Genomic DNA, 3767 nt, shown 5'->3' with positions numbered 1-3767 from the left:
CTGTTCGAAATTGCGGAGAACAAGGGCGAGATCTTCACATTTGCGGAGAGACACAGCGAAAGCGGCAGCCCGCGCACGCGCAAGCAGGCGAAGGCGTTTTTGGAGAAGATGGGGGGGTAAATTGCTCACATAAAAACTGGGATCGATTTTCGAAAAACTACATTTACATTTCTATTGGTATGTAGTTTTAAACAAAGGCATCCAAGAAACTATTAAAACTACTTATATGATGTGTATCAGCCAACCTCGCTTTTACTTGTGTAAAGAAACCTCTTGTCCATATTAAATTGCCGGCATTGCTTTTTGTGTAGAACATTCTGTTTGAATATTTATCCATAAGCCCAGCTTTTATGTAATTATATGCAAAATTTGAACGATTCCATTCTCTTTCTGGTAATCCTGGCAACAATTCCGGATCCTCTTGTCTCACATTATGAATTCTCATAAATTCTACAAGATTAGGGTCTTGGGGATTTCTTCTAAAAGTATCTTTATTTCCCAAAAACCAAGTCTCCATACAAAAATGTTGTATGATGATTTTTACTTCAACACGACACTTGTGACACGCAAGAACCTTATTTACTTTCTCTAACCTTTGGTCTCTAGTTGCATTTTCAGAATCTACTGCAACAACAAGGCGATCAAACACCTTGTTGATATTTACATCTTCTATTGCCGTATCTACTCGGTTATAAAATTCGGGTTGGCCATAACCAGCTAGAATGTAATAATTGTTAGATACCACATCTTGAATATAATCGACTGGATGTATGTCCTTATTCACATAACTAATCCATTCGCGGTAAATTTTCTTTGCGGCTTTTTCTCCCTCAACGATTGTGTATATATTCACCCTATCCCCTCAGTATAATTTTTATCATTTATTAATTGAAAATATTTATCCTGTAAAGATTTCGAATAAATATTATCTAAGCTTTCTCCAAATTCAAATTTTACGTTTGAACCAATTCTATGAGTAATATACCAATTACTCACAGGGAATTTTGTAATAATGTAAGGATGGTGACTTGTAATAAATATTTGCAGGTCATTATCATATGTCTTAAGTAGGTTAGGTAACAAATTTATTGGACCAATACCCAACGAATTTTCATATTCATCAATGAGATAAATACTATTTGCAGGAAGTGAAAAGTAGTCAGTAATTATTAATAATGCTTTTTGCATTCCAGATGATAATTCATCCAACCTGATAGGTTTATCAACATTCCTTTCTCTTATACAAAAAATTGGGGTGTTGTCTGGTATGTTTATATTATTAATTTCTAGATTTTCAAGAATACCCGCCTCAGTGACATATTCAAAAGTTTCAAGAAAAGAATTTATTATTTGATTATAAATTTTTGGAAAATATCGCTTCAAAATTAATAGCCTTGGGGTTAGAGGCAAATCCATTTTATACAATTCAAAAAGATCAAGTGTTTTTCCGAAATCATTTATCATTTTCATGTTTAACATGATTAGTCTTGTGTTTTTCTCTTGCTCATCACTAAAAAACCGTCGGCGTAATATTTTAGAAAAGCCCTCATAAAGTGGACTTATTTTTTGCTCATCTTTGAATATATATATCGAAGGTTGGTTTTTTGGCAACTTTGGCATTTTTTCATCGTTAAATAATAAAGACTCTCTATCACGATTAATAATCTGTGTATCATTTATCAATAAACTTTCAGATCCAACGTAAGATTTTTCTTTTTCTAAATAAGTAGAAATTTTCCATTTGTAAATGTCTTTTTCAATTTGAACACAAACATCCCAATCACATTCTCCAATAGCCTCTCCGTGTACTACTGATGTGCCTAAATTAAAAATAGTATTAAGTAGCCTGGTCTTTCCAGTTCCAGAGTCGCCTACAATTAGGTTGATTTTTTGAAAAGATAATTTTGAGAATTTCCACTTTAAATCTTTATATTCGTATTCTCGAATTCTCATCGCTATATCCTTAAGCTGAAATATTCCTTATTGCCTTAATTTATTTTATATGAATTTCAGTTTTAATCAACTTGACTACAAAAATTATTCAAACCTATAAATACAAATATATATATAAAACATACATATCCACTAAAGTTGCAGAAGAAATTTCCAACATTGTTTCAAATCAAAAATTTGCTTTTTGGAAAAAACTTCAATATAATCATTATTGGCTGGTGGTTTTACCAGTTACCCATAACCTACCATGAACCTACCCTTCAAACCCCTCCACGTCAGCAGCCTGAAAGAGGCCTGCGTCTCGCGCCTGGAAAGTCTCATCCTCTCCGGGGAGCTCAAGCCCGGCGAGAGGCTGCCCTCCGAACGGGAGTTCGCCGCTGCCCTGGGCGTCAGCCGCCCGGTGCTGCACGAAGCGCTGGTGGACCTGGAAGCCAAGGGGCTGGTGTCCATCCTGCCGCGCCGCGGGGTGCAGGTGAGCGATTTCCGCAAGTCCGGCTCGGTCGCCATGCTCTCCACCCTGCTGGCGTTCAACCAGGGCGCGCTCGATCCGCAATTCATCAAAAGCCTGTTCGCCATGCGCGTTTTGATGGAGACCGAGACCGCGCGCCTGGCGGCGCTGCACGCTTCACCCGAACAAATCGCCGAACTGGACGCCCTGCTGCAGCGCGAACGGGATTGCAGCCGCGCAAACGTGGCGGGACTCACCGAAGTCGATTTTGATTTTCACCTCGCGCTGGCGATCATCTCGGGCAACCTGATCTATCCGCTGATCCTGAATTCATTCAAAAACGTTTACACGCATCTCACCGGCTCCTTCTTTCAACTGGTCCAAGGGAGCGAGGTGCTGCGCGACGTGCACGCTTATCATGTCCGTCTTGTCGAGGCGGTACGCAACCGCCAGCCCGACCTGGCGGCTGAGATCATGTCCAATCTGCTGCGGCATGGCGAAACCCTGTTGAAGGGTTCCATGCCGGAATTCCCCGGGAGGTAAATTGATGGATACGACCACAACCGAAAAACCGAAGTACCAGATCAAGGAACCCAAGCTGCTTTCGACGCGCGTGCGCTGGCTGCGCGATTATTACTTCCAGGGCGTGCAGCGCAAATGGAACAATGAATACAGCGCCTGGACGACGGGAACCCCATGGGACTTTCAATACAACGAGCTTACTTTTTATATCGTTCCGGAAACATACTTCTACATCCCCACCTTCCGCTCGTCGTACAACCAGATCGCGCAACCGGTCGAGCTGCATCCCAATTTCTGGAGCTGGAGCTTGCCGGAGCGCCGCGCCTGGTTCCTGAAGGAGGTGATGGTGAAGTACCTGCCCAAGGAGATGCTTCCCGGCGACCTGCTGGCGGGAGCGCGCTTCAACGTGATGACCTCCCATTGCCTGACCCGGGCGGAGACAAAGGAATACGACCGCCTGGTCAAGGGCAGGAACGGCGCGCGGGCTGCCATGCTGTGGTATCACAATCACGGCTACGGCAACGCCGGTGCCACCAGCGGTCACCTGGTGCCGGGGTACGATCGCGCGATCAAGCAGGGGTGGAAGGCCATCCACGCCGACCTCGAGAAGCACTACGCCGCGCTGTCGCCATCCGACCAGAAGGGGAAAAAAGGCGCGCAGCTCAAGGCGATGATCACCGCTTCCACGCTGGCGCGCGACCTGGCGCAGGAATACCGCAAAGCGCTGGAGCAACTCGCGCTTGAAGAAACTGATCCCGCCCGCAAAGCCGAGTTGCAGCAGATGGCGCAGAACCTTTCGCGTGTGCCGTGGGAACCCGCGGTGAACTTCTGGGAGGGTGTGCAG

Annotated in this window: 4 protein-coding genes; 2 read left to right on the top strand and 2 right to left on the bottom strand. The window is 44.2% G+C overall.

Annotated features, from left to right (window positions below; all coding sequences use genetic code 11):
- Positions 1-187: 187 nt before the first annotated feature.
- On the bottom strand, positions 188-853 hold the full coding sequence (locus tag NC238_09235) for a hypothetical protein (GenBank protein MCM1566109.1): 666 nt from the start codon (positions 851-853) through the stop codon (positions 188-190).
- A complete protein-coding gene (locus tag NC238_09230; protein ID MCM1566108.1) occupies positions 850-1953 on the bottom strand; it encodes an ATP-binding protein in 1104 nt (367 codons plus the stop codon). The genes NC238_09235 and NC238_09230 overlap by 4 nt, the downstream gene beginning before the upstream one ends.
- A 247-nt stretch (positions 1954-2200) precedes the next feature.
- Between NC238_09230 and NC238_09225 the strand changes: the two genes are divergently transcribed.
- Both NC238_09225 and NC238_09220 read left to right on the top strand, forming a co-directional pair.
- The gene (locus NC238_09225) at positions 2201-2944 is read left to right on the top strand and encodes a FadR family transcriptional regulator (protein MCM1566107.1); all 744 of its coding nucleotides are present in this window, start codon (positions 2201-2203) and stop codon (positions 2942-2944) included.
- Between the two features lie 4 nt (positions 2945-2948).
- Positions 2949-3767: pyruvate formate lyase family protein (locus tag NC238_09220; protein ID MCM1566106.1), on the top strand; the 819-nt coding region annotated here is incomplete at its 3' end.

The sequence above is a fragment of the Dehalobacter sp. genome, from assembly GCA_023667845.1.
Lineage (GTDB): Bacteria > Bacillota > Desulfitobacteriia > Desulfitobacteriales > Syntrophobotulaceae > Dehalobacter.
This window is presented reverse-complemented; position numbering and strand designations above follow the sequence as displayed.